The sequence below is a fragment of the Rugamonas sp. FW305-51 genome (genome assembly GCF_058786935.1).
Genome location: NZ_JBYSZG010000019.1, coordinates 18,816 through 39,820 on the forward strand (window position 1 = coordinate 18,816; position 21,005 = coordinate 39,820).

Annotated in this window: 15 protein-coding genes and 2 tRNA genes; 10 read left to right on the forward strand and 7 right to left on the reverse strand. The window is 66.3% G+C overall.

Going from position 1 to position 21,005, the window contains the following annotated elements; translation table 11 throughout:
• Together AC3WOS_RS14735 and AC3WOS_RS14740 are read left to right on the forward strand one after the other, a co-directional pair.
• Positions 1–3,750, forward strand: a 3,750-nt coding sequence (locus AC3WOS_RS14735; RefSeq protein ID WP_492716772.1) for a response regulator, incomplete at its 5' end; no start/stop codon positions are given.
• Positions 3,751–3,761: 11 nt separating this feature from the next.
• Positions 3,762–4,637, forward strand: coding sequence for a CheR family methyltransferase (locus tag AC3WOS_RS14740; RefSeq protein ID WP_492716773.1), 876 nt, complete (start codon positions 3,762–3,764; stop codon positions 4,635–4,637).
• A 43-nt stretch (positions 4,638–4,680) separates the two neighbouring features.
• Here AC3WOS_RS14740 and AC3WOS_RS14745 read toward each other — a convergent pair whose 3' ends face one another.
• Positions 4,681–5,826, reverse strand: a complete 1,146-nt coding sequence (locus tag AC3WOS_RS14745; RefSeq protein ID WP_492716774.1) for an alpha-hydroxy acid oxidase — start codon at positions 5,824–5,826, stop codon at positions 4,681–4,683.
• 328 nt (positions 5,827–6,154) lie between these two features.
• Here AC3WOS_RS14745 and AC3WOS_RS14750 point away from each other — a divergent pair, with 328 nt between their 5' ends.
• Positions 6,155–8,971, forward strand: a complete 2,817-nt coding sequence (locus AC3WOS_RS14750; protein ID WP_492716775.1) for a sensor domain-containing protein — start codon at positions 6,155–6,157, stop codon at positions 8,969–8,971.
• A 74-nt stretch (positions 8,972–9,045) separates the two neighbouring features.
• On the opposite strand, the gene AC3WOS_RS14755 is transcribed toward AC3WOS_RS14750, so the two are convergent.
• The 3 genes from AC3WOS_RS14755 to AC3WOS_RS14765 form a co-directional block, all read right to left on the reverse strand.
• A tRNA-Arg gene (locus tag AC3WOS_RS14755) sits at positions 9,046–9,122 on the reverse strand.
• 59 nt (positions 9,123–9,181) lie between these two features.
• Positions 9,182–9,349, reverse strand: coding sequence for a hypothetical protein (locus AC3WOS_RS14760; RefSeq protein WP_492716776.1), 168 nt, complete (start codon positions 9,347–9,349; stop codon positions 9,182–9,184).
• 156 nt (positions 9,350–9,505) lie between these two features.
• Positions 9,506–9,582: transfer RNA gene (locus AC3WOS_RS14765), tRNA-Arg, on the reverse strand.
• Between the two features lie 456 nt (positions 9,583–10,038).
• Here AC3WOS_RS14765 and AC3WOS_RS14770 point away from each other — a divergent pair.
• The 3 genes from AC3WOS_RS14770 (at position 10,039) to AC3WOS_RS14780 (ending at position 14,175) form a co-directional block, all read left to right on the forward strand.
• Positions 10,039–10,866 carry a response regulator gene (locus tag AC3WOS_RS14770; protein ID WP_492716777.1) on the forward strand — a complete coding sequence of 276 codons (828 nt, stop codon included), beginning with the start codon at positions 10,039–10,041 and terminating at the stop codon, positions 10,864–10,866.
• Between the two features lie 141 nt (positions 10,867–11,007).
• The gene (locus tag AC3WOS_RS14775) at positions 11,008–12,918 is read left to right on the forward strand and encodes a sensor histidine kinase (RefSeq protein ID WP_492716778.1); all 1,911 of its coding nucleotides are present in this window, start codon (positions 11,008–11,010) and stop codon (positions 12,916–12,918) included.
• Between the two features lie 273 nt (positions 12,919–13,191).
• The gene (locus AC3WOS_RS14780; protein WP_492716779.1) at positions 13,192–14,175 is read left to right on the forward strand and encodes a response regulator; all 984 of its coding nucleotides are present in this window, start codon (positions 13,192–13,194) and stop codon (positions 14,173–14,175) included.
• A gap of 47 nt (positions 14,176–14,222) precedes the next feature.
• Here AC3WOS_RS14780 and AC3WOS_RS14785 read toward each other — a convergent pair whose 3' ends face one another.
• Positions 14,223–14,672 (reverse strand): hypothetical protein, encoded by a 450-nt coding sequence (locus tag AC3WOS_RS14785; RefSeq protein ID WP_492716780.1) that lies wholly within the window; start codon positions 14,670–14,672, stop codon positions 14,223–14,225.
• 254 nt (positions 14,673–14,926) lie between these two features.
• Here AC3WOS_RS14785 and AC3WOS_RS14790 point away from each other — a divergent pair, with 254 nt between their 5' ends.
• Positions 14,927–16,543 (forward strand): response regulator, encoded by a 1,617-nt coding sequence (locus AC3WOS_RS14790; RefSeq protein ID WP_492716781.1) that lies wholly within the window; start codon positions 14,927–14,929, stop codon positions 16,541–16,543.
• A gap of 99 nt (positions 16,544–16,642) precedes the next feature.
• Entirely contained in the window at positions 16,643–17,359 is a 717-nt protein-coding gene (locus tag AC3WOS_RS14795) for a sensor histidine kinase (protein WP_492716782.1), read from the forward strand.
• A gap of 29 nt (positions 17,360–17,388) precedes the next feature.
• Here AC3WOS_RS14795 and AC3WOS_RS14800 read toward each other — a convergent pair whose 3' ends face one another.
• Together AC3WOS_RS14800 and AC3WOS_RS14805 are read right to left on the reverse strand one after the other, a co-directional pair.
• Positions 17,389–17,865, reverse strand: a complete 477-nt coding sequence (locus AC3WOS_RS14800; RefSeq protein ID WP_492716783.1) for a hypothetical protein — start codon at positions 17,863–17,865, stop codon at positions 17,389–17,391.
• 104 nt (positions 17,866–17,969) lie between these two features.
• Entirely contained in the window at positions 17,970–18,752 is a 783-nt protein-coding gene (locus AC3WOS_RS14805; RefSeq protein WP_492716784.1) for a transporter, read from the reverse strand.
• A 144-nt stretch (positions 18,753–18,896) separates the two neighbouring features.
• Here AC3WOS_RS14805 and AC3WOS_RS14810 point away from each other — a divergent pair, with 144 nt between their 5' ends.
• Positions 18,897–19,331: a MarR family winged helix-turn-helix transcriptional regulator gene (locus AC3WOS_RS14810; protein ID WP_492716785.1), complete on the forward strand. Its 435-nt coding sequence runs from the start codon at positions 18,897–18,899 to the stop codon at positions 19,329–19,331.
• 152 nt (positions 19,332–19,483) lie between these two features.
• Positions 19,484–20,983, forward strand: a complete 1,500-nt coding sequence (locus AC3WOS_RS14815) for an MDR family MFS transporter (protein WP_492716844.1) — start codon at positions 19,484–19,486, stop codon at positions 20,981–20,983.
• Positions 20,984–21,005: the final 22 nt, after the last annotated feature.

Below are 21,005 nucleotides of genomic sequence, written 5' to 3' on the forward strand. Positions count from 1 at the left end.
CAGGTGCGCAACATCGCCGACGTGACGACGGCCGTGGCCAACGGCGACCTGTCGAAAAAGATCACGGTGGACGTGAAGGGCGAAATCCTGGAACTGAAGAACACCATCAACGTGATGGTGGACCAGCTGAACTCCTTCGCCTCCGAGGTGACGCGGGTGGCGCGCGAAGTGGGCACCGAGGGCAAGCTGGGCGGCCAGGCCAACGTGCCCGGCGTGGCCGGCACCTGGAAGGACTTGACCGACGGCGTGAACTCGATGGCCGGCAACCTGACGGGCCAGGTGCGCAACATCGCCGACGTGACGACGGCCGTGGCCAACGGCGACCTGTCGAAAAAGATCACGGTGGACGTGAAAGGCGAAATCCTGGAACTGAAAAACACCATCAACGTGATGGTGGACCAATTGTCGTCGTTCGCCTCCGAGGTGACGCGGGTGGCGCGCGAGGTCGGCACGGAAGGCAAGCTCGGTGGCCAGGCCTACGTGCCCGGCGTGGGCGGCACCTGGAAGGACTTGACGGACAATGTGAACTTCATGGCTTCCAACCTCACGGGCCAGGTGCGCAACATCGCCGCCGTGACGACGGCCGTGGCGCGCGGCGACCTGTCGAAAAAGATCACCGTGGACGTCAAGGGCGAAATCCTGGAGCTGAAGGACACCATCAACGTGATGGTGGACCAGCTGTCCTCGTTCGCCTCGGAAGTGACGCGGGTGGCGCGCGAGGTCGGCACCGAGGGCAAGCTGGGCGGCCAGGCCAATGTGTCCGGCGTGGCCGGCACGTGGAAGGACTTGACGGAGAACGTCAACCAGCTGGCGGCCAACCTGACCAACCAGGTGCGCGCCATCGCCGAGGTGGCGACGGCCGTGACGCGGGGCGACCTGTCGCGTTCGATCCAGGTGGAGGCGCGCGGCGAAGTGTCCTACCTGAAGGACAACATCAACGAGATGATCCGCAACCTCAAGGACACCACGCTCAAGAACGCCCAGCAGGACTGGTTGAAAACCAACCTGGCGCGCTTCACCCGGCTGCTGCAGGGCCAGCGCGACCTGCAGGCCGTGACGAAGCTGATCCTGTCGGAGCTGGCGCCGCTGGTGTCGGCCCACCACGGCGTGTTCTACATGATGGATTCGCAGGAGAGCGACGCCCGCCTGCGCATGATCGCCAGCTACGGCTACCGTTCCAGCCGCAAGCTGCCCACCTCCTTCCTGCCCGGCGAAGGGCTGGTGGGCCAGTGCGCGCTGGAGAAGGTGCGCATCTGGCTGACGGACGTGCCGCGCGATTACATCGTCGTCTCGTCCGGCCTGGGCGCGGCGCCGCCCACCAACATCGTCGTGCTGCCCATCCTGTTCGAGCAGCAGGTCAAGGCCGTGATCGAAATCGCCTCGCTGGACCGCTTCACGGAAACCCACCTGTCCTTCCTGGACCAGCTGATGGAATCGATCGGCGTGGTGCTCAACACGATCGAGGCCAACAGCCGCACGGAGTCGCTGCTGACCCAGTCGCAGTCGCTGGCGCAGGAACTGCAGCAGACCAACCAGGAGCTGGCCGAGAAGGCGCGCCTGCTGTCGGAGCAGAACATCGAGGTCGAGCGCAAGAACCGCGAAGTGGAACAGGCCAAGCTGGCACTGGAGGAAAAGGCCACCCAGCTGGCACTGTCGTCCAAGTACAAGTCCGAATTCCTGGCCAATATGTCGCACGAGCTGCGCACCCCGCTCAATTCGCTGCTGATCCTGGCCCAGCAGCTGGGCGACAACCCGGAAGGCAACCTGTCGGGCAAGCAGGTGGAATTCGCCAAGACCATCCACGGCTCCGGCTCCGACCTGCTCACGCTGATCAACGACATCCTGGACCTGTCCAAGATCGAATCGGGCACCGTCACGCTGGACGTGTCCGAATACCGCTTCCAGAACCTGCGCAACTACGTCGACCGCACCTTCCGCCACATGGCCGAGGCCAAGCACCTGTCGTTCACCGTGGTGCTGCACGAAGCGCTGCCGACGGCCATGATGACCGACACCACGCGCCTGCAGCAGGTGCTGAAAAACCTGCTATCGAACGCCTTCAAGTTCACCAACCACGGCCAGGTGTCGCTCAATATCAGCCTGGTGACGAGCGGCTTTACCAGCGACCACCCCAACCTGCTGCACGCGGACGCCGTGCTGGCCTTTGCCGTCAGCGACACCGGCGTGGGCATCGCGGCCGACAAGCTGCAACTGATTTTCGAGGCGTTCCAGCAGGCCGACGGCTCCACCGCCCGCAAGTACGGCGGCACGGGCCTGGGCCTGTCCATCTCGCGCGAGCTGGCGCGCCTGCTGGGCGGCGAGATCCGGGTCGAAAGCGTGGTTGGCGCCGGCTCCACCTTCACCCTGTTCCTGCCCTACAACCGGGCCGGCTTCATCAACTACGACATGGGACGCCAGCCGCAGGTGCGCCTGCCCTCCCCGCCGCCGCAAGTGATATACGCTTCGCCGCCGCAAAACGGGCATGACGAACAGGAAGCCACGTCGCCCGGGCAGGATGCCGACCACGACCTGGCCGACTACAACGCCACCGGCGACGACCGCAGCCTGATCGCGGCCGGCGACCCGTCGGTGCTGATCGTGGAGGACGACGAACGCTTCGCCAAGATCGTGCTCGACTTCGCGCGCGAGAAGAACTTCAAGGCCATCGTCACCCACCAGGGCGACTCGGCCCTGAGCCTGGCGCGCGACTACCTGCCCTCGGCCATCCTGCTCGACATCGACCTGCCCGACATCGACGGCTTCACGGTGCTGGACCGCCTCAAGCGCGACCCCAGCACGCGCCACATCCCGGTGCATGTGATGTCCAGCCTGCGCGAACGGGAGCGGGCGCTGCGCCAGGGCGCCATCTCCTACATGAACAAACCGGTTGGCAAGGAGGCGCTGAACGAGGAATTCGGCCGCATCCAGAAGTTCCTGCTGGGCGGCAAACGCAGCCTGCTGGTGGTGGACGACGAGCCGCACCAGCGCGACGCCATCGTGGCCCTGATCGGCGACGCCGATTTGCGCATCGTCGCCGTGGACACGGGCCAGGCCGCGCTGGACGCGTTGCGCGAATCGCACTTCGACTGCATGGTGCTGGACCTGACGCTACCCGACATCAGCGGCTTCGACCTGCTCGACCGCATCGGCAAGGACCCGGCCCTGCGCGACCTGCCCATCGTGATCAACACGGCCAAGGAACTCAATCGCAAGGAAGTGGCCAAGCTCAAACGCTACGCCAAGACCATCGTCATCAAGGACGCCCGCTCGCCGGAGCGGCTGCTGGACGAGACGGCGCTGTTCCTGCACCGCTCGCAGGCCAGCCTGCCCGAGGCGCAGCGCCGCATGCTCGAAGAGATCCACGCCGCCGAGGGCGGACTGGCCGGGCGCAAGGTGCTGATCGTGGACGACGACCTGCGCAACATCTTCGCCCTATCCTCGCTGCTGGAGCGCCAGCAGATGCAGGTCTCGTTCGCCGAGAATGGGCGCGACGGCATCGAAGTGCTGGAAAAAGACCCCACCATCGAGATCGTCCTGATGGACATCATGATGCCGGAGATGGACGGCTACGACACCATGCGCGCGATCCGGCGCATCCCCAAATTCCGCTCGCTGCCCATCATCACGCTGACGGCGAAGGCCATGAAGGGCGACCGCGACAAATGCATCGCGGCCGGCGCCTCGGACTACATCACCAAGCCGGTGGACGTGGCGCAGCTGCTGTCGCTGATGCGGGTCTGGCTGCACTGATGGCGGGCGCCATGGATACCGTCGAACCGGCCACGGGCCAGCCCGGCGCACCGGCCGTGGAGGAACTGGAGCTGGAACTGCTGCTCGAAGCGCTGTTCCAGTGTTACGGCTACGACTTCCGGGGCCACGAACGCAGCGCGCTGCGGCACAAGCTGCGCGCCGCGATGGCGCAGCTGGGCGCGCGCACCATCTCGGCCCTGCAGGACCGCGTGCTGCACGACCATGGCGCCGTGGCCGCGCTGCTGCGGGCGCTGCACGTGCCGCCGGCGGCCATGTTCGACGATGCGCAGGAAGTGTCGCAGCTGCGCGCCGTGCTGGGCGGCTGCCTGCACGGCGCGGCCCTGCCCAAGGTATGGCTGGCCGACTGCGCCGGCGCCCAGCAGGCGTGGACGCTGGCCATCCTGCTGCGCGAGCAGCAGCTCGACGGCCGCACGGAGATTTTCGCCACCGTGCCCAGCGACGAACAGCTGGCCGAGGCGCAGGACGACAGCCTGCCACTGTCCCAGCTGCCGGCGCTGCAGGAAAACTATGTGCGCTGCGGTGGCCAGGGCAAACTGCTCGACCATTTCCAGGTCCAGGGCGAACGGGCCGTGCTGCTGCCCCAGCTGCGCAACCGCATCACGTGGGCCCAGTACAACCTGGTGACGGACGCCTCGTTCAACGAGTTCCAGCTCATCGTATGCCGCCGCGCCCTGCCCGACTTCGGCCCCGTGCTGCGGCGGCGCGTGCTGCGCCTGTTCCACGACAGCCTGGCGCCGTTCGGCGTGCTGGGCCTGGACCGCACGTTCGACGAGGACGATGCGCTGGCGGCCAGCTACCGGCCATTGTTTCCGCAACAGGCGTGGTACAAGCGCACGGGCGCTTGCGCTGGCATTTATCAAACATAGCCGCGGCGGTGCATATGGTTAATACTGAAATATTGCATGCAATTTAAAACGTCCCCGGCAACAGAATGTTCCGGTCCACCTGCTGCACATCGCGCAAGCCGCAAAACGCCATCGTCAAATCCAGCTCGTTACGGATGATCTCCAGGCATTTGGTCACGCCCTGCTCGCCCATCGCGCCCAGCCCGTACAGGAAAGGCCGGCCGATATAGACCCCGCGCGCGCCCAGCGCCAGCGCCTTGATCACATCCTGGCCGGAGCGGATGCCGCCATCCATATGCACTTCGATGCGCTTGCCCACCGCCTCCACGATGGCCGGCAGCGCGCCGATCGACGATTGCGCGCCGTCGAGCTGCCGCCCGCCATGGTTGGAGACGATCAGCGCGTCGGCGCCGCTGTCGGCGGCCAGCCTGGCATCTTCCGCATCCATGATGCCCTTGAGTATCAGCTTGCCGCCCCAGCGCTGCTTGATCCACTCCACGTCCTGCCACGACAGGCTCAGGTCGAACTGCTGGCTGGTCCAGGCCGACAGCGACGACATGTCCGACACCGACGTGGCATGGCCGACGATATTGCCAAAGCCGTGACGACGCGTGCCGGCCATGCCCAGGCACCAGCGCGGCTTGGTGGCCATGTTGACGATGTTGGCCAGCGTCAGCTTGGGCGGCGCCGACAGGCCGTTGCGCAAATCCTTGTGGCGCTGGCCCAGCACCTGCAAGTCCAGCGTCAGCACCAGCGCCGCGCAGCGCGCGGCCTTGGCGCGGTCGATCAGGCGGTTGATGAACTCGCGGTCCTTCATCACGTACAGCTGGAACCAGAACGGTTTGCTGGTATGAGCGGCAATATCTTCGATCGAGCAGATGCTCATGGTCGACAGCGTGAACGGCACGCCGAAACGCTCGGCCGCGCGCGCCGCCAGGATTTCGCCGTCCGCATGCTGCATCCCGGTCAGGCCGGTCGGTGCCAGCGCCACCGGCATGGCCACCTCCTGCCCGACCATGGTGCTGTGCAGCGTACGGTTTTCCAGGTTGACGGCCACCCGCTGCCGGAATTTGATCGCCGCAAAATCGCCGCTGTTGGCGCGGTAGGTCGATTCCGTCCAAGAGCCGGCGTCGGCGTAGTCATAGAACATGCGCGGCACGCGTTTTTGCGCCAGGACGCGCAAGTCGTCTATGCAGGTGATGATGGTCATGGGCAATTCCCCGGTCGATGATGCTTCAAATCATCGGCCATTTCATTGCAAAAGCCAATATGTATGCAAAAAAACAAACGCCATGAGAGCGGGCCCGCCGCGCCACGGCATAGCCAGCATCACTCGCCACGGCTTATTGCATATAAAAAATATATGATGAGTTTTTGCAACTAGCCCAACCGCTCAAAAACGGCATGTGTTTTAATGAACTTCAATCATGTAACTGCGCGTCAGCGCGCAGTGGATTGCCTTACAGAAACAAGATGTCTCGCCGGTGCGCGTGAAATGCGCGCACTCCCCGTTAACACTTTTGATTTTTGTCCAATCCATGTCCCCCTTGCCCCCGCCGGAATCCCATCCCGAATTGCCAGGCGCGATATCCCGTCTGGCCTGGGCCGGCGGCGCCCTGGTGACCTTGCTGGTGCCGCTGCTGTTTTTCATCGTCGGCTACCAGCGCGCACTGGCGCCGCTCGACGTGGCGCTGCGCGTGGCCGGTCACACGATGCTGCATGGCGCGCCAGCGCCAGCCGGCCCGGCCGGCCGCTCGCCCCAGGCGCTGGCCGCCTCGCTGGCCTGGCTGGGCGAGGATACGGCCGTCCGCCTCACCGGCCCGGACGGGCAGTTGCTGGCGGCCAACCAGGCCGAGCCGGGCGAGCCCGCCGTCAGCCGCGCCGCCATGCTGGAGCAAGACGGCGGCGGCCTGGGCTGGCGGCTCGAATTACGCCATTCGCTGCGGCCCATGCTGCTGGTGACGCTGCTGATGTGCATTCCCGGCCTGGTACTGGGCCTGATCGCCTTCACCTCGCTCAAGAGCGTGCCGCTGCGCGCCTTCCATCTGGCGCTGGAGGAAGTGACCGTGCGCAAGGCGACCGAGGAAAGGCTGGCCAAATCCCTGTCCATCTTCTCGGCCACGCTCGAATCGACGGCCGATGGCATCTTCGTCACCGACATCCATGGCCGGCCCATCGTGGCCAACCAGCGCTTTTTCGACCTGTGGAACCTGCCCAAGGGCTCCACGGCCGGCGTGGCCGCGATCGAAACGCTGGTCCTGCTGGCCGACCAGCTGCGCGAGCCGCAAACCTTCCTGGCCATGCAGAAGGACTTGACCCGGCAGGTGGGCGGCGACCAGGGCGCCATGCTGGAACTGCGCGACGGCCGCCTGTTCGAATGGAATTCGCGGCCCCAGTTCGTGGACGGCAAGGTGGCCGGGCGCGTATCGAGTTTCCGCGACATCAGCGAACGCAAACGGGCCGAGTCGCTGCTGGCGGCCGAAAAGGAAGTGCTGGAAATGGTGGTCTGCGGCACCACCCTGCAAGCGGCCCTGGAAGTGCTGGGACGGCACGTGGAGATGTTGTCCGGTCAAATGTTCTGCGCCATCCTGTTCCGCGAAAGCAGCGCCGACGGCCAGCTCATGTATGCCACCGGCCCCAGCCTGCCGCGTGCCGTGAAGGACACCATCGTGCGCCACGGCCAGCCCTGCCTGGAGCAGATCTTCGCCAACGCGGCGACCCAGGGCCCGTTGCAGCAGCATGGCCTGTCGGACGAATTCAGCGGCGTCATCGAAGGCGTCGCCAGCGAGCCGGCCTGGTCCGGCTACCGCGATTTACTGGCCAGGCACGAGCTGCAGACCTGTTTCGCCGTCTCCATCCTGTCCTCCACCCGGCAGCTGCTGGGGGTGATCGTGGCGCACTACCGCAACGCGGCCGACCAGCCGCGCCATGACCGGGAACTGATCTGGGTCGCCGCCCATCTGACCAGCATCGCCATCGAGCGCCGTCAGGCGGAGGCCCGGCTGCAGGTGCTGGCCCACTACGACGCCCTCACCCTGCTGCCCAACCGCGACCTGTTCCGCGATCGCCTGCAGCAGGCGCTGGCCCGCGTGGAGCGCCACAAGGGCCTGGTGGCCGTCATGTTCCTCGACCTGGACCGCTTCAAGACCATCAACGATACCCTGGGCCACGACGCCGGCGACAGCCTGCTGCGCGAAGTGGCGGCGCGCCTGCAGCGCTGCATGCGCGGCGAGGACACGGTGGCCCGCCTGGGCGGCGACGAATTCACCGTGATCCTGGAACAGATCGCCCGGCCGGAAGACGCCGCCACCGTCGCCGGCAAGATCGTCGACGCGCTGGCGCCGGCCATCATGCTGGACGGCCAGGAAACGTTTGTCACGCCCAGCATCGGCATCACCATCTTCCCCGGCGACAGCGGCGACTCGGAAAGCCTGCTCAAGAACGCCGACACGGCCATGTACCGCGTCAAGCAGGAAGGCGGCAATGGCTACCGCTTCTTCACGCCGGAAATGAACACGCTGGCCGTGGGCCGGCTGGAAACGGAGAGCGGACTGCGGCGGGCCCAGGAACGCGAAGAGTTCGTCGTCTATTACCAGCCCAAGCTGGACTTGAAGTCAGGGGCCATCATCGGCGCCGAGGCGCTGTTGCGCTGGCAACACCCGGAGCGGGGCCTGGTGGGGCCCGGCGAATTCATTCCCATCCTGGAGGAGACGGGCCAGATCGAACAGGTGGGGGTGTGGGTGCTGCAAACCGTCTGCCGCCAGATCAAGCAATGGCAGGGCGCCGCCATGCCCGCGCTGAACGTGGCCGTCAACCTGTCCGGACGCCAGCTGCAACGCAACAACCTGTCCTCCACCATCGCCGAGATCCTGGACGAGACCGGACTCGATCCCCGCTTCCTGGAACTGGAAGTGACGGAAAGCATGCTGATGCACGACGCCCAGTACGCGGTCGACATGTTGATGCAGATCCGCGCCAAGGGCGTGGTGCACATCGACGTGGACGATTTCGGCACCGGCTACTCTTCGCTAAGCTACCTCAAGCGTTTCCCCATCGACGCCCTCAAGCTCGACAAATCATTCGTCGACGGCTTGCCGCACGACGAGGACGACATCGCCATCTGCCGCGCCGTCATCGCGCTGGCCCACAGCCTCAAGCTGCGGGTCATCGCCGAAGGGGTGGAACACGACGACCAGCTGGCGTTCCTGCGCGATAACGGTTGTGACGTGATCCAGGGTTACATCGTCGGCCGCCCCCTGCCCGCCGATGCCTTTGCCGAACTGGTGCGTCAGTACCAAAGCCATCCGCGCTGGGGCGCCGAGCAGGGCAACGCCCGGCTGGCGCTGGTGCAGTGACGGCCCGGCCGGACGCGCCAAACGACAAGGGCCTGAAGGTTTGCACCTTCAGGCCCTTGCTTTACTTCTGATTCTGGTGCGGCTGGCAGGAATCGAACCCACGACCCCTTGGTTCGTAGCCAAGTACTCTATCCAGCTGAGCTACAGCCGCGCGAGGCAAGATTATAGCAGGGGTGTTTCTGGATGCCAATAGGAGATTGGGCGATTTGTTCAGCCCAGCACTTGCATCGCCGTATCGTACAAGGCCAGGCGTTCGGCCAGTCCCCGCGTGCCGCCGTTGACCCGGCGCGTCACGGCCACCTGGTCGCCGGCGTCGGCCAGCCCGTTCAGGCCATGGGTATGCCAGAACCAGCCCGCCGCACGGCAGGCCGGCAGCATCTGCAATGGAATGGAACGATAGTTACTATTAAAGCAACTTCGATGGGAATGCCTACGACGGGCGCAAACCGGGTGCGGATCGGTGGTCGGCAAGGCGGGAAAAACGGCGCGGGAAAAGAAAAAGGGGTCAGATTTTGCAATCTGACCCCGATATTCTGGTGCGGCTGGCAGGAATCGAACCCACGACCCCTTGGTTCGTAGCCAAGTACTCTATCCAGCTGAGCTACAGCCGCTTAAGCAACATTGTAACGCATTAATTAAATTTTGCAAAGTGCGATATTTTCAATCACTTAGTTGGCTTGGCGATACAACCACCGAATCAACTTCTCTGCAATAACGTAGAAACAGCGTTTATTGCCTCTTTCAGAAGGCTTGCCGTCCGAAAGAAGCAAGATTATAGGGAGCTTCGCCGCCCTTGTCCAGCATGATTTACGATCGCCGTTTATTTCGCCGCACCACCTTGGGCAACAAACTTCGGGGCTTACTTCATTCATGCCAGTGATTTCCCACATCATGAATCACCATTGGCATCTATTTCTACAATGCAGCATCATTCACCTGTCTCCTCTATCTCCTCCAAGGAAATAGATTTAGCCCGCTCCCGCAGCGGGCTTTTTTTTGTCCGTCTGGGTATGGGCCGCCAATTGGTGTAGGATTTCACCATCCACGCCACCCGACAGCTGCCCCGCATGAATCTGCCAGACCGCGTCGTGCCCCCCGCCCCAGACTGGTCGCTTACCCGGCTGGGCGAACCCGTCCACTGGCCGCCCGGGCTGCGCCTGGTGGTCGATATCCTGCTCAACTGCCCCACCCCCATGTTGCTGATGTGGAGCCGCGAACAGATCATGGTCTGCAACGCCGCCTATGTGGCCCTGAACGGCACGCCCAGCCTGCAAGCCCCGGGCGGCAAGGTGCCGCCCATCCTGCCGCCGGCCTGGAGCTGGAGCGGCGCCGCCATCGAACAAGCCTGGGCCGGCCACAGCGCCAGCTACCGGGGTCAGCCACTGTCCGTGTGGCGCGACGGTGTCCCCATGCAACTGCCGCTGGACCTGTACTACACGCCCGTGCGCGACGGGCAGGACACCGTGGCCGGCATCCTGTGCACGCTCGCGCCGGCCACGGCGGCCGCCGCCGCACCGCAGCAGCGCCCGCTGCGCATCCTGGTGGTGGAAGACAACGGCGATGCCCGCTACCTGGCCTGCGAGACGCTGCGCGCCCTGGGCCACCAGGTCGACACGGCCGCCAGCGGCGAGGCCGCCCTGCCGCTGCTGGACCAGGCGCGGCCCGACGTGCTGTTCAGCGACGTCAGCCTGCCCGGCATGTCCGGCGTGGAGCTGGCGCGCCAGGCGCTGGAGCGCCAGCCCGGCCTGCAACTGCTGTTCGTGTCCGGCTACGGCGACGCGCTGACCCGCCACCTGCCATGGCCGGCCACCACCCTGCAAAAACCGTACGAACTCGAACAATTGCAGCTGGCCCTGGCTACTATCGGCCGCCGCCTACAACATGACGCGCCCTAATCCCACACCCGGGCGCGGCTATCGTGCGGGCGCGCCGGCCCCGCGCCCGCTACAATATTGCCATCGTCACATGCAAACCGCACGTCTTGCCCCGTTGGCCAAGCAGGTATTGCAACGATTCACTAGGGCAAAGACCCATTCATGACATTTTCCACCGAGCCGATGGGCGCTCGTGCGCTCGCCCCGGCAAAAGCTGTCCAGCCCGCTTCCGGGGCAGATGACGACGTCGCCGCATTGCGCGAAGCGTTGCGTCTGGCCGAGGAACGCAACGCGGTCCTGCTCCGCAACGAGCAGGCCCTGCGGGAGCGCTTGCGGCTGGGCGAGGAGGAAATGCGGGCCCTGGCCAACGCCATGCCGCAGCTGGCGTGGATCGCCGGGCGCGATGGCAACATGATCTGGTGTAACGAGCGCTGGTATGCCTACACGGGCACGGCGCCCGACCAGTTGAGCGGCCCAGGCTGGCCCGCCGTCTACGCGCCCGACTGCCTGCCCCAGCTCACGGCGCGCTGGCATGCCTCGCTCTCGAGCGGCCAGCCGTTCGAAATGGAAGTACCGATCCGCGGCGCCGACGGCCAGTACCGCTGGTTCCTCACCCGCGCCAACCCCGTGCGCGACGCCAGCGGCCAGGCCCTGCGCTGGTTCGGCACCAGCACCGACGTGGACCAGGTCAAGCGGGTACAGGAAGCGCTGCGCGACGAGACGGCCGTGCTGGAACTGCTCAACAGCACCGGCAACGCCCTCGCCTCCACCCGCGACCTGCCGCCCCTGTTGCAGGAAGTGACGGACGCGGCCACCCGCATCAGCGGCGCCCGCTTCGGCGCCTTCTACTATCACAGTGGCGACGGCGAAGGCGCGCCCCACATGCTGCACGCCCTGTCGGGCAGCGCACCAGCCCAGTTCGCCAACTTCGGCCGGCCCCGGGCCAGCACCCTGTTCGGCCTGGGCGCGCGCGGCGAAGGCACGGTGCGCAGCAACGACTTGCTGCGCGATCCGCGCTACGTGTTGCCGGCGCCGGACGCCGCCCTGCTCGTGCGCAGCTACCTGGCCGTGCCCGTCGTCTCCCGTTCCGGCGAAGTGGTGGGCAGCCTGCACTTCGGCCATCCGGAACCGGACATGTTTACCGAGCGCACCGAACGCATCATCGGCGGCATCGCGGCCCAGGCCGCCGTCGCCATCGACAACGCCCGCCTGTACGCGGCCGCCCAGCGCGCGGCCGAGGAGCGCAAGGTGTTGCTCGACAGCGAACGCTGCGCCCGCGCCGAGGCCGAACGCACCAGCCGTCTCAAGGACGAGTTCCTGGCCACCCTGTCGCACGAGCTGCGCACGCCGCTGACGGCCATCCTGGGCTGGGCCCAGGTGTTGCGGCGGGGCAGCCGCGAGCTGGCCGACGTGCAGCGTGGCTTGCAAACCATCGAGCGCAACGCCCGCGCCCAGGCCCAGCTGATCGAGGATTTGCTCGACATGAGCCGCATCACCTCCGGCAAGGTGCGGCTGGAAGTGCAGGTGCTGGCGCCGCAGGCGATCGCCGAGGCCGCCATCGACGCCGTGCAGCCGGCCGCCGACGCGCGCCAGATCCGCATCGAGCGCCACTTCGACCCGCAGGCCGGCGTCGTGGCGGCCGACCCCAACCGGCTGCAACAGATCATCTGGAACCTGCTCAGCAACGCCCTCAAGTTCACGGAACGGGACGGCACCGTGACGGTGCGCCTGGGCCAGGCGGACGGCCAGCTGGAAATTGCCGTCTGCGACGACGGCATGGGCATCCGGGCCGAATTCCTGGCCCACGTGTTCGAGCGCTTCCGCCAGGGCGACGCTTCCACCACCCGCCGCCATGGCGGCCTGGGCTTGGGGCTGGCCATCGTCAAGCACCTGGTGGAACAGCATGGCGGCACCGTCAGCGCCGCCAGCGAAGGGGAAGGCCGCGGCGCCTGCTTCACCGTGCGCCTGCCCTTGGCCCAGTACGCCCTGCCGCCGGTGGCGCCCGTTCCCGCCGCGCTGGCCGCGGCAGCGGACACGGCCGGCGATGGCTGCCGGGTGGCCCGTCCGATTTAGTTTATAATTGAACAATACCGGCAAGCGACCGTCGGGTTCGCCTCATGAGATATTGCTAAGTAGCAACAGTCAATTCCTACCTGCGCATGCGGCGCTGTCCTACAGCAACTTTCTGTGGCTTTGCTACACTTCAAACAGCATGAAAACGCGGTACAATAATTTCCATGTGGAAATAATTGCTCTCGCGTGCGCCGTGTCCCGGCAGGGCGCGCTATTATCGATTTATTACGCTACCGGCACTGTGCCGGGGCGCGTGCAATGACAGAGAACACTATGCCGAGTCGAGATGAAATCCTGAACGCCAAGATCCTGGTGGTGGATGACTGCGCCGACAATATCGACCTGATGCAGGAAATCCTGCGCGACGCCGGCTACCTGGACGTCACGTCCACCATGCTGCCGGAACAGGTCTGCCCGCTGCATCGCCAGCACTGCTACGACCTGATCCTGCTCGACCTGCAAATGCCGGGCATGAACGGCTTCCAGGTCATGAAGGGGCTCAAGGAAATCGAACAGGGCGGCTACCTGCCCGTGCTGGCCCTGACGGCCCAGCCCAGCTTCAAGATCGCCGCCCTGGAGGCGGGTGCGCGCGACTTCATCAGCAAGCCGTTCGACTTGCTCGAAGTACACAAGCGCATCCACAACATGCTGGAAGTGCGCCTGCTGTACAAGGAATTGGCCCAATACAGCAAGCAGCAACAGGAACTGGCCCTGCACGACCCGCTGACGGGCCTGCCCAACCGGCGCCTGCTGGAGGATCGCATCGCCACCGTGTTGCAGCACGCCATGCGCCAGCACAGCAAGGCGGCCGTCATGTACCTGGACCTGGACGGCTTCAAGGGCATCAACGACACCTATGGCCATGCCTACGGCGATGAAATCCTCAAACTGGTGGCGCGCCGCCTGACCGGCTGCTCGCGCAAGGAAGACACGGTGGCCCGCGTGGGCGGCGACGAGTTCGTCATCGTGCTGGGCGACGTGAGCACCCTGCGCGACGCCCAGGAACCGGCCTCCAAGCTGATCGAGGCCGTGTCCGAACCCTACCTGATCAACGGCGTCACGCTCAAGCTGTCGACCAGCATCGGCATCAGCCTGTTCCCGGACGATGCCACCACGGTCGAATCGTTGATCGCCGTGGCCGACAGCGCCCTGTACCAGGCCAAGCGTTCCGGCAAGAACCGTTGCTGCGCGGCCGCCCTGGCCGCGCCCCTGCCGGACGCCCCGCTCCAGCACAGCATGCTGTCCACCCCGGCCTGACGGCGCCGCCACCTGCCCGCTGGCGGGGCGCCCCCTCCCCTGCTCACCTAATGGCGGGACACCGGCGTGCCGCCCCCGCGTGCGCCCCCCGGCGCCTGCCGCAAGCCCTTGGCCGTGCTTTCCTCCACCTGCCCCGCATGCTGGTGATCCTCATGGCCGCCCACCGTCTCCGGCGCCACCTCGATCCGGGTCACGCTGGCGTTGATGGACAGCGGATCGCTGGCGGGAAACGTCATTTCCACCGCCTCGTCCAGCAGCGTTTCCCTGGCCTGCTCCACGGCCGTGGGCGGTTCCTCGTCGGCCAGCGCCGTAATGACGGTGGCCCACTTGACGCAATCGAGGCGCGCCAGGTCGCGCACACTGTGTACGCCGAACTCCTGCGCCAGCAGGCGGGCGCCCTCGCCGCTCATGCTGCGCAGGGCCGTGACGGGGGCCTCGGCCAGCGCCCGCATGTCCACATCGGCAAACTCGTCGCTCACCACGGAATTGAGATTCATGATGCCATCCTCCTCGCTTGTCGCGCCGCGGCCGTGTGCCGCCCCGCCTGAAGTCCCACTGTGGTGGCGGCCGCCGCTACCGTCTGTGCGGCAACGTACGGTGCGGCCCGCGTACGATAGAACCGGCTTTTGACATTCATAAATGCTGTTGCTATGATCGACTGAGCTCTTATCTGGCGGCATCACGCCGGCCCTCGCCGCAGCCGGCGGCCCGCCACTCCCAGCGCAGCGCACTGACCGACAGGCCTGACCCCGTGCCCACATTAGAAAAACCGAAGATCCTGGTCGTCAACGACGACGCCGCCAGCCTGTTTGCGCTGACCAGCTTGCTGAACCAGTGGGCCGAACAGGAATCGTTCGAGGTCTTGTCGGCCCGCACCGGCCAGGACGCCCTGCGCCAGGTACTCAAGCACGATTTCGCCGTGATTTTGCTCGACGTCAATATGCCCGGCATGGATGGCTTCGAGACGGCCGAGGCCATCCACCAGCGGGCCCGCTCGGCCGACATCCCCATCATCTTCGTCACGGCCTTCCTCACGGACGAACTGGACCGGCTCAAGGCTTACCAGCGCGGTGCCGTCGATTTCCTGTTCACCCCCATCATTCCCCAGGTGCTGCACGCCAAGATCGCCGTGTTCGTCGCGCTGGCCATGAAGAACGAGGAACTCAAGCGCCAGGCCCGCCAGCTCAGCCTGCGCACCACGGAACTGACGGGCACCAACAAACGGCTCACGCGCGAGATCGAGGAGCGCAAGTCGGCGGAGCGCCAAAACCACGCCAAGGATGAATTTCTCGCCATGCTGGGCCATGAGCTGCGCAATCCCCTGAGCGCCATCAGCAGCGCCGCCACCCTGATCGGGCTGCCCGGCGTATCGGCCGAGGGCGCGGCCCGCGCGCGCCAGATCATCCAGCGCCAGAGCCAGCACCTGGGCCGCATCGTGGACGACCTGCTGGACCTGTCGCGCGCCATGTCGGGCAAGATCCTGCTCAGCCGCGCGCCCCTGGACCTGGCCGCGCTGGTGGCGGCCTGCCTGGAAACGTGCCGCGCCACCGGCCGCGGCGCCGACTACACGCTGCACCAGCAGCTCGAACCGGCCTGGGTCGACGGCGACGCCACCCGGCTCGAACAGATCGCCAGCAACCTGCTCGACAACGCGCTCAAGTACACCCCGCCCGGCGGGCGCATCGATGTGCAGACGGGCGCCGACGGCGACCACGCCGTACTGACGGTGCGCGACTCGGGCGTGGGCATCGCCGCCGACCTGCTGCCCCAGGTGTTCGACGTGTTCGTCCAGGGCGCCAGCACGCTGGACCGGGCCCAGGGCGGCCTGGGCATCGGCCTGTCGCTGGTGCGCCGGCTGGCCGAACTGCATGGCGGCAGCGTCCACGCCGAGAGCGGCGGCGACGGCGCCGGCAGCACCTTCACGCTGCGCCTGCCGCGCGTGGCGCGCGGGGCCGCCGCCGTGGCGCCGCCGGCCCGCCACGAGCAGCCGGGCAAGCCGACCGTGTTGCTGATCGAAGACAACGACGACGGCCGCGAAATGATGGCCATGATGCTGAGCTGCTACGGCTATCCCGTGCAGCAGGCGGCCGAAGGCGGCCATGGCTTGCAGCTGGCGGCCCGCTGCCGGCCCGACCTGGCCCTGGTCGATATCGGCCTGCCCGGCATGGACGGCTACGAAGTGGCGCGCCGCCTGCGGGCCGACCCTACCACGCGTGACATCAAGCTGGTGGCCCTGACCGGCTACGGCCTGGCCGAGGATCGCCAGCGCGTGCTGGAAGCGGGCTTCGACCGGCACCTGGTCAAGCCGGTCGACGTCGAACAGCTGCTGCAGGTGATCGGCCACTGCATGGGCCAGGCCGTGGACTGACGCCGCGCGCCGCCACGGTCCGGCCCGCGGTGCGCCAGATATTTCCATCCTCAGGTATGATCGCCTCAACCCGCCGTTTCTTAACCAGCCGAGTATGCCATGCCCGTCCAGGCTTCCCCCACCACCAACCCGGCCGCGCCAGACGCGGAGCGCAATGCGGAATTGAGCGAACTGCTCGGCCACGTCCACGCGTGCTGGGACAATGAGCGGCGCTCGCTGTCGCGCCAGCTGCACGACAGCCTGGGCTCGTCGCTGACGGCCCTCACCATGCACCTGGGCATGCTGATGCAGAAGATGCCGCCGGAACCGGCCCTGCAGGAACGGGCCGCCCACATGAAGCAGCTGCTGCACCAGATCGTGGAAACCAACCGGGAAATGCAGCACCGCCTGTGGAACGACAAGCTGGAGTTTCTCGGCGTGCGGGTGGCGCTGGCCGAGCAGGCCGCCCAGTTCGGCGCCAGCCACCAGCTGGCCGTCCACTGCAGCCTGCCCGACGAGGAACTGGACTGCCCGCGCAGCCACAGCGTGGTGCTGCTGCGCACGCTGGAAGAAGCGCTCAGCAACGTGGCCGCCCATGCCGAAGCGACGGCCGTCGACGTGATCGTCGACGACAACGAGGAACAGCTGGTGTTGACCGTGCGTGACGACGGCGTCGGCCTGCCCGCCGGCGGCACGGGCGCCGCCAACGGCAAGTATGGCTTGCGCATGGCGCGCGAACGGGCCGCCTACCTGGGCGGCCGCCTGACCGTGGCCGCCAACGGCGAACGGGGCGTGACGCTGACCGTCGTGCTGCCCAAGCCGTTCAATGTAGCTTGACCGGCGGCCCGCCCTGGCAGTGCGGGAGATCAGTCGTCGCGGTTGTGGCCGTGACCGTTGCCGTTGCCATGGCCTTTGCCGTGGCCATGACCACGGTCGCCGTCATCGCGGCGGTCGTCACGACGGTCGTCGCGGCGCTCTTCGCGGTATTCGCGGCCACGCTCGCCGTGCTCGGCGCGGTAACGGGGCGCGTATTCCTTCTGGTACCAGTTATCATCCACAAAGTACACGCGCTGGCCGCAGGCATGGTATTCGCGGCAGTGCTTGTCCCAATGCTTGGCATGGCCGGGCGGCACGCGCAGGTAGATGGGCGCCGCTTCCACGTAACGCGTGGTCCGTTCCACGATCACCGGTTCGCGGTACAGCACTTGCGGCTGAGGATAGTTGCCCAGGTCGATGCGGCCGTAAAAGCCGGGCTCGCCGACGCTGATGGACACGCCCACATCGGTCGCCATGGCAGTGGAAGACAGGGCCAGCAGGCTGGCGGCAAGAATCAGGGATTTCATCAAGGTTCTCTCGTTGTTGTAAAAATGAAAATCAGCCGCATAATGCCGGCGAGAATGACATTTTAACTGCCAGACATGGCCCGCACCGTTCGCTAGCGAACATTTCACCACAAACGCGCCAGCGGCAACACCACGCCGCTGAACACGGACCAGTCGGCCGACGCCCGGTTCAGGCCCTTGGCCATGCCGAAGTCCACCGTCACCAACTTGCTGGGGCTGTAGGCGGCCGCCATCAGGGCTTGGGCCGTGCGGTCGGCGCCGCTGCGGCGCGTACCCGACAGCTCGCCCGTCACCCCCCAGCGCTCGGCCACGGGGACGGAGAACGAGGCCGACAGCCCCGTCTGGGTGCGGCTGCTGCCCTCTTCCCAGGTGCCCAGCCGGGTCAGGTTGACGTTGGCGTCCATGTGAACCGTATCGAAATCGCGGCTGTAGATGGCGTTGACGCTGTAGTCGGCGCGGCCGCTGCCGATGCTGTCCTTGGCCGTGGGCGCCTTGGCGCCCAGTTCCACGCCAAACGCGGTGGCGCTGTCGACCAGGAAGGCGCGCTTGAGCACCACGGTCGTGTCGCCCACGCCACGGACCCGGCCGCCGTCACCGTCGGGCGCCGCAACCCACGCCTCGCCGCCCACCACCACACCCCAGCTGTCGTTAAAGCCCAGCTTGAAGGTGTAAGGCAGGCTGTTGCGGTAGCCGCCGTCGGCCTTGGTGCTCAAGCCGCCCAGTTCCAGCTCCAGCTGGCCCGGATAGGGCAACTGGGCCGGGCTGGACACGGACGGCCGGTACGGCGTGACGGCCTGCAGCTCCTCGGCCTCACCGGGCAAGGCCACCATGGCCAGCACAGCCAGGGCGGCCAGCGCGAGCAGGCAGGTGACTTGACGTTTAATCATGCTTATCCTTTCTGAATTGGTTAGCGTTTGGTTTGCAGCCTAACACCGTTTCCCGGCCCGCCCAAGCACCCGGTTGAACTTGCTGTGCAGAAAAAATACTGCTAAGCTAATCATTAGATACCTAACCATTTGTGAGCAAACATTTTGTCCTCTATCGAAGACCGATTCTCCGCCGCCCTGCACACCTCCGCCCGCGGCTGGCGCCAGGTGGTAGACCGCCGCCTCAAGCACCTGGGACTGAGCCAGGCCAGCTGGATGGCCATCGCCATCGTCGCCAAGGCTGAAACGCCACTGCCGCAGACCCGGCTGGCCGCCCTGGTCGGCGTGGAAGACCCGACCATGGTGGCCACCATCGACCGCCTCGTCAAAGGCGGCTACGCGCTGCGCACGCCCTCGCCCACCGACCGCCGCGTCAAGCTGGTGAGCCTGACGGAGACGGGCCAGGACATCTACCGCACCCTCAAGGCCGAATCGGACGCCCTGCGGGCCGACCTGCTGAGCCGGATCGATCCGCAAGCCCTGCGGCTGGCCACGGAAGTGCTGGAAGCGCTGCAGGCCGGCATAGAGGCCCAGCTGTGAGCGGCAACGATAGCGACGGCGGTGGCGACGGCGGTACAGTTGCCGGCAGTGGCGCCGGCGGTACAGTTGCCGGCAGTGGCGCCGGCGACAGCGGCGGCGGCAATGGCAATCGCGGCAGCGGCAGCATCCCCGCCGACGGCCTGAACCGGCGCATGATCACCATCTCGATCATGCTGGCCACCATCATCCAGGCGCTGGACGGCACCATCGCCAACGTCGCCCTGCCCCACATGCAGGGCAGCCTGTCGGCCTCGCAGGACCAGATCACATGGGTGCTGACCTCGTTCATCGTGGCCGCCGCCATCGCCACCCCGCTCACGGGCTGGCTGTGCGACCGCTACGGCCAGAAGCACATCTTCCTCACCGCCGTGGCCGGCTTTACGGCCGCCTCGGTGCTGTGCGGCTTGTCCAGCTCGCTGGGCCAGATCGTCGCCGCCCGCCTGTTGCAGGGCGTATTCGGCGCGGCCCTGGTGCCGCTGTCGCAAGCCGTGCTGCTCGACATCAATCCGCGCGAAAAGCATGGCTCGGCCATGGCCGTGTGGGGCATGGGCGTGATGATAGGCCCCATCCTCGGCCCCACCCTGGGCGGCTGGCTGACTGACAGCTACAACTGGCGCTGGGTGTTCTTCATCAACGTGCCGGTGGGCGCGCTGGCCTTCTACGGCATCTGGAAATACATCCGCCCGTCGCCGGCCGCACGCAAGATGCGCTTCGACGGCTTCGGCTTCGCCACTCTCAGCCTGGCCATCGGCGCGCTGCAGATGCTGCTGGACCGGGGCGAGCAGAACGACTGGTTCGCCGCCAGGGAAACCTGGGCCGAGGCCATCGTCATGACGCTCAGCTTCGCGTATTTCGCCGCCCACACGGCCCTGCGCCCGGCCGGCAAGTCCTTCTTCGACTACCGGCTGCTCAAGAACGCCAACTACGTGAGCGGCTTGCTGTTCATCTTCATCGTCGGCATGGTGCTGTTCGCCACGCGGGCGCTCACGCCCACCATGCTGCAAGGGCTGATGGGCTACCCGGCCGCCGTGGCCGGCCTGGTGACGGCGCCCAGCGGCCTGGGCACCATGTTCGCCATGCTGGTGGTGGGCCGGCTGGTGGGCAAGTTCGACCTGCGCCTGCTGCTGGGCACGGGCTTCGCCATCACCGCCTTCTCGCTGTGGCAGATGAGCGGCTACACGCTGGTGCTGACCCGCAGCGACATCGTCTGGCCCGGCGTGATCCAGGGCCTGGGACTGGGCCTCGTGTTCGTGCCGCTGAGCGCCGCCACCTTCGCCACCCTGGCGCCGGACATGCGGGCCGAAGGCACGGCCATCTACAGCCTGGTGCGCAACATCGGCAGCAGCATCGGCATCGCCCTGGTGCAGACCCTGCTGGTGCGCAACACCCAGACCATGCACGCCGCCCTGGCCGAGAAGATCAGCTACGGCAATCCCGCCCTGCTCGACAGCCCCGTCTACAACCTGGCCACGCCGGAAGCGGCCAACGCGCTCAACAACGAAATCACGCGCCAGGCGTCGATGGTCGCCTACGTGGACGACTTCTGGCTGATGACGGTGCTCACCCTGCTGGTGATCCCGCTGCTGTTGCTGATACGCCCGCCCGCCAAAACTGCCGCCGCGCCCGCGCCCGACCACGCCGCCATGGAATAACGTTGAACCCAATGAAAATCCG

Excerpts from the sequence above, each read along its gene's own strand:
- AC3WOS_RS14775 (WP_492716778.1), top strand. The coding sequence starts at position 11,008 with ATGACATTTTCCACCGAGCCGATGGGCGCTCGTGCGCTCGCCCCGGCA.
- AC3WOS_RS14745 (WP_492716774.1), bottom strand. The coding sequence starts at position 5,826 with ATGACCATCATCACCTGCATAGACGACTTGCGCGTCCTGGCGCAAAAA.
- AC3WOS_RS14785 (WP_492716780.1), bottom strand. The coding sequence starts at position 14,672 with ATGAATCTCAATTCCGTGGTGAGCGACGAGTTTGCCGATGTGGACATG.
- AC3WOS_RS14750 (WP_492716775.1), top strand. The coding sequence starts at position 6,155 with ATGTCCCCCTTGCCCCCGCCGGAATCCCATCCCGAATTGCCAGGCGCG.
- AC3WOS_RS14740 (WP_492716773.1), top strand. The coding sequence starts at position 3,762 with ATGGATACCGTCGAACCGGCCACGGGCCAGCCCGGCGCACCGGCCGTG.
- AC3WOS_RS14760 (WP_492716776.1), bottom strand. The coding sequence starts at position 9,349 with ATGCTGCCGGCCTGCCGTGCGGCGGGCTGGTTCTGGCATACCCATGGC.
- AC3WOS_RS14800 (WP_492716783.1), bottom strand. The coding sequence starts at position 17,865 with ATGAAATCCCTGATTCTTGCCGCCAGCCTGCTGGCCCTGTCTTCCACT.
- AC3WOS_RS14795 (WP_492716782.1), top strand. The coding sequence starts at position 16,643 with ATGCCCGTCCAGGCTTCCCCCACCACCAACCCGGCCGCGCCAGACGCG.
- AC3WOS_RS14770 (WP_492716777.1), top strand. The coding sequence starts at position 10,039 with ATGAATCTGCCAGACCGCGTCGTGCCCCCCGCCCCAGACTGGTCGCTT.
- AC3WOS_RS14780 (WP_492716779.1), top strand. The coding sequence starts at position 13,192 with ATGCCGAGTCGAGATGAAATCCTGAACGCCAAGATCCTGGTGGTGGAT.
- AC3WOS_RS14815 (WP_492716844.1), top strand. The coding sequence starts at position 19,484 with ATGATCACCATCTCGATCATGCTGGCCACCATCATCCAGGCGCTGGAC.
- AC3WOS_RS14805 (WP_492716784.1), bottom strand. The coding sequence starts at position 18,752 with ATGATTAAACGTCAAGTCACCTGCCTGCTCGCGCTGGCCGCCCTGGCT.